This window comes from Desulfitobacterium sp., assembly GCF_034927245.1.
Classification (GTDB): Bacteria; Bacillota; Desulfitobacteriia; order Desulfitobacteriales; family Desulfitobacteriaceae; genus Desulfitobacterium_A.
Genome location: NZ_JAYFQK010000017.1, coordinates 1 through 3,379 on the forward strand (window position 1 = coordinate 1; position 3,379 = coordinate 3,379).

The window sequence follows — 3,379 nt, forward strand, 5'->3', positions numbered from 1 at the left end:
CATCAAGTCCCCTGAGGGGGTCACAAAGAGGATTTCCGCGCCTTTACGATTAAAGGTGGGATTGACTCGGATTCCGGTAATGTCTTCGATATCATCACACATCATTTCAATATTGCCGGTGATGGCATGGGGTTCCAGTCCAAGGTGATTTCCCTTATTGTAACAAGCGGCCACCGGACCGGCGATCCAGTCGATATTCAGACCCAAGAGATTGAGCAGTTCGCGGCCGATGATCGTGATCTCGGCTTGGTCAATGCCATAAGGGCAGAAGACGGAGCAGCGGCGGCATTCTGTACATTGATAGAAGTAATACCACCATTCCTTGATGACTTCGGGGGTGAGCTCGCGGGCTCCGGCCAGCTTGCCTAAATATTTTCCGGACTTTGTAAAGTATTTGCGGTACACCGAGCGTAAGAGTTCGGCCCGCAGTACCGGCATGTTTTTAGGATCGCCTGAACCGATATAAAAGTGGCATTTATCGGCGCAGGCTCCGCAGCGCACGCACACATCCATCATAATCCGGAAGGAACGATATTTGCTCAAGCGTTCAGCCATGCCTTCCAGAACCGTTTCTTTCCAATCCTCCGGCAGTTTCCAGTCCTCATCCGTCGGCGACCATTCCCGAGCGTTCGGCATCCCCACTGCTTCAATATTCTTCGGTTTAGCGGCATGGGGAAAGGTCCCGGTTTTAAAGGGAACCGGTGTTTCCATCCATTCGGTTTCGGGGGGGTTATAGTTAATGTTGGACAATTCTTGAGTTGTTGGGAGCTTATATTTTGCCATTCTCTTGTTTCACTCCTTCTCCACCGGTATTCCCGCCTTGATCATCTTATCTCGGAAATCATTTTCATACGCTTCATACGTATGAACTTCGACCGGATAATTCCAGGGGTTGACATGTCTCACCCTTCGATTGTTATTGATCATATTGCGGGTGGGACTCATGAAGATGCCGCCCATATGCATCAGTTTGCTCAGCGGGAAATAGGCAAATAACGAACTGACTAAGAAGAGATGAACATAGAATAGGCTCCCAATGCCACTGGGGATGACCGGATTAAAGGTGACCAGTCCCATGGCGACTTCCTTAATCGCAACGAGATCGATGCGATAAGCATAGCGCATCAGCATGCCCGTTGTTCCGATTCCCAGAAGCATAAAGAGGGGGAAGTAATCGGCCGCCAGGGAAATGTAGCGGATTTGGGGGATGACGACTCTTCTTAAGAAGAGGTATAGGAGGGCGCCGATAAATAAGACATCTGTAATATAGAGGGCCGGAAGCCCAATCTCTAAGACGCTGTCGACTTGATCCAAAACCGTCACAAACGCCGGAATCGGTTCGAGGAACAAGCGAAGGTGACGCAGAATGATGATCAGGAAAGACCAGTGAAAGCATATTGCAAACAGCCACAGCCATTGACTCGATCCGTACCCCAATTTAGGTCCATTCTCATCTTCCCGTAATTCGGTTTTCGTATTGCGAAACAGGGACCGAAAACACAGCACTTCCAAAACCATGCGCAGAAAAACGCCGAGTTGGGTACTGGGATTGTCAATCTTATTCTGCTTAATCCAGGGCAGCGATTCTTCCTGGCCACAGGTCGTCGGGATTCGAAAAGGAACCGGAGTCTTGGCCCATTTGACAATGCGATAGATAAATCCACCCAAAAACAGGACCAGGGCAAGGTAGGGAATAACGACCCCAAAGATAAATTGTAAATGAGCGAGACCGGCTCCGGCATAGGCGATCCCGGCTAAAACCAAAACAACGATTAAAGAAAATAAGGCCTTCACTTTACACCCTCTTTTCTTGTGGTTTTTAGCTTCATGTTAATGTTTGAGTAATTGTTATCGGCATTGAGAATATATGTCGAAAGAAGAAGCCTGTTCTTCTTGAATAATCAATTTTAAAGTAATACAAATCGTAATATAAATCCGAACACAGCACCTGTGATGATATAAAAAGATTAGAAAGCCTGTAGTTCGTCATCGAGAACACCTTGCTGCAGGAGAGCAATTGCTCGTCCTGCAGCAAGACAATAGCTTGTCCAAGCTATCACCCTGGTTCTTTGACTTTTCCTTTGAGTGCAACAAAGGTAGTGGTAATATAGAGATACTCTACTTTATCCTCCATGGCGAGTTCTTTTACTGCTAGGTCTACATCGGCTTTTTTCTCACCGATTTGTGCTGCGATTTCTTTGCTTTTCGCCTTTTCTACCGTTCCCAGATAGGCCAGGACCTTTTCTTTTATCTCGGGGTTGGCTGGTCCTTTTTCCATTAGGAATCCCCCCCTTTCATTAACTAATATTTAAAGGCGGCTGACGTACGGAATGTTTCTCTTGAGAAAATGAAGTCATCGATCAATTTATCTGAGAATGGAATTCCGGTTAGCGTGAAGAATTTCTCCCAACCAATCCGTTCGATCCATTCACCCATACGCTCCCCTTTATGGGCGTTAGCAGCCCAGGTTTCGACGATGTTGCGGACCGCTTCGGTTACTTCAGGCCAACGCGGCGGGTTGTTCTTAATGAAGGGGATCACCATTCTTGAGAACATCGGATGGGTCCGGGCATTCGCGACTTTACCCCCGACGAGGATGGCGATTCCATCATTATCAGGATTAATGATTTCCATACCGGGAGCCATCGTATAGCAGTTACCGCAATACATACATTTTGCTTCGTTAACAACCACTGATTTTTCTTTTGGATTGGGACGAATTGCACCGGTCGGGCAGCAAGCAACAAGGCTGGGGATTTCTGTCCCTTTGCGAATCTTTTCATGATCAATCTTAGGAGGTGTTCTATGCACACCGACAATGGCAATATCACTGCAGTGGGCTGCTCCGCACATGTTCAAGCAGCAGGCAAGGCTGATCTTGAGTTGTGAAGGCAGTTTCATCGTCACAAAGTATTCATAGAGATCATCCATAACGCATTTAACAACACCGGAAGCGTCGGTTGCCGGAGTATGGCAGTGAACCCATCCTTGCGTATGAACAATATTGCTCAGGGCATTTCCCGTTCCGCCTACAGGGAGACCTCTTGCATGGAGTGCATCAATTAAGGGTTCAACCTTCGCGGGATCGGAGACTAAAAATTCAACATTGTGACGTGCTGTGAAACGAAGATATCCATCACAATACTGATCTGCTAAATCACAAAGATCACGAATAAAATCTAAGCTCACTAAGCGTGGGGATCCAACACGAACACTATAGAGTTCTGCACCGGACTCAGATACGTGTTTAAGAACACCCGGCTTAGGGATCTCATGATAGCGCCATTTTCCGTAGTTTTCGAGAATCACCGGGGGAAGCATATCTTTATAATACACAGGTCCCTGATCTGTTTTAGCCATCTTAAATCCACCTCTCCGT

4 protein-coding genes are annotated in these 3,379 nt (G+C 47.1%); all 4 read right to left on the minus strand.

Going from position 1 to position 3,379, the window contains the following annotated elements:
• Positions 1–783 (minus strand): (Fe-S)-binding protein (locus tag VB077_RS04670; RefSeq protein ID WP_323414060.1); only part of this gene is annotated, 783 nt, incomplete at its 3' end.
• Between the two features lie 9 nt (positions 784–792).
• Positions 793–1,794, minus strand: coding sequence for a sulfate reduction electron transfer complex DsrMKJOP subunit DsrM (gene dsrM / locus VB077_RS04675; RefSeq protein ID WP_323414061.1), 1,002 nt, complete (start codon positions 1,792–1,794; stop codon positions 793–795).
• Positions 1,795–2,056: 262 nt separating this feature from the next.
• A complete protein-coding gene (locus tag VB077_RS04680; protein WP_323414062.1) occupies positions 2,057–2,278 on the minus strand; it encodes a hypothetical protein in 222 nt (73 codons plus the stop codon).
• Positions 2,279–2,301: 23 nt separating this feature from the next.
• A complete protein-coding gene (gene dsrB, locus VB077_RS04685) occupies positions 2,302–3,360 on the minus strand; it encodes a dissimilatory-type sulfite reductase subunit beta (RefSeq protein WP_323414063.1) in 1,059 nt (352 codons plus the stop codon).
• Between the last annotated feature and the right edge of the window lie 19 nt (positions 3,361–3,379).

Coding starts and splice junctions, on each gene's coding strand:
- VB077_RS04680 (WP_323414062.1), bottom strand. CDS start 2,278: ATGGAAAAAGGACCAGCCAACCCCGAGATAAAAGAAAAGGTCCTGGCC.
- dsrB (WP_323414063.1), bottom strand. CDS start 3,360: ATGGCTAAAACAGATCAGGGACCTGTGTATTATAAAGATATGCTTCCC.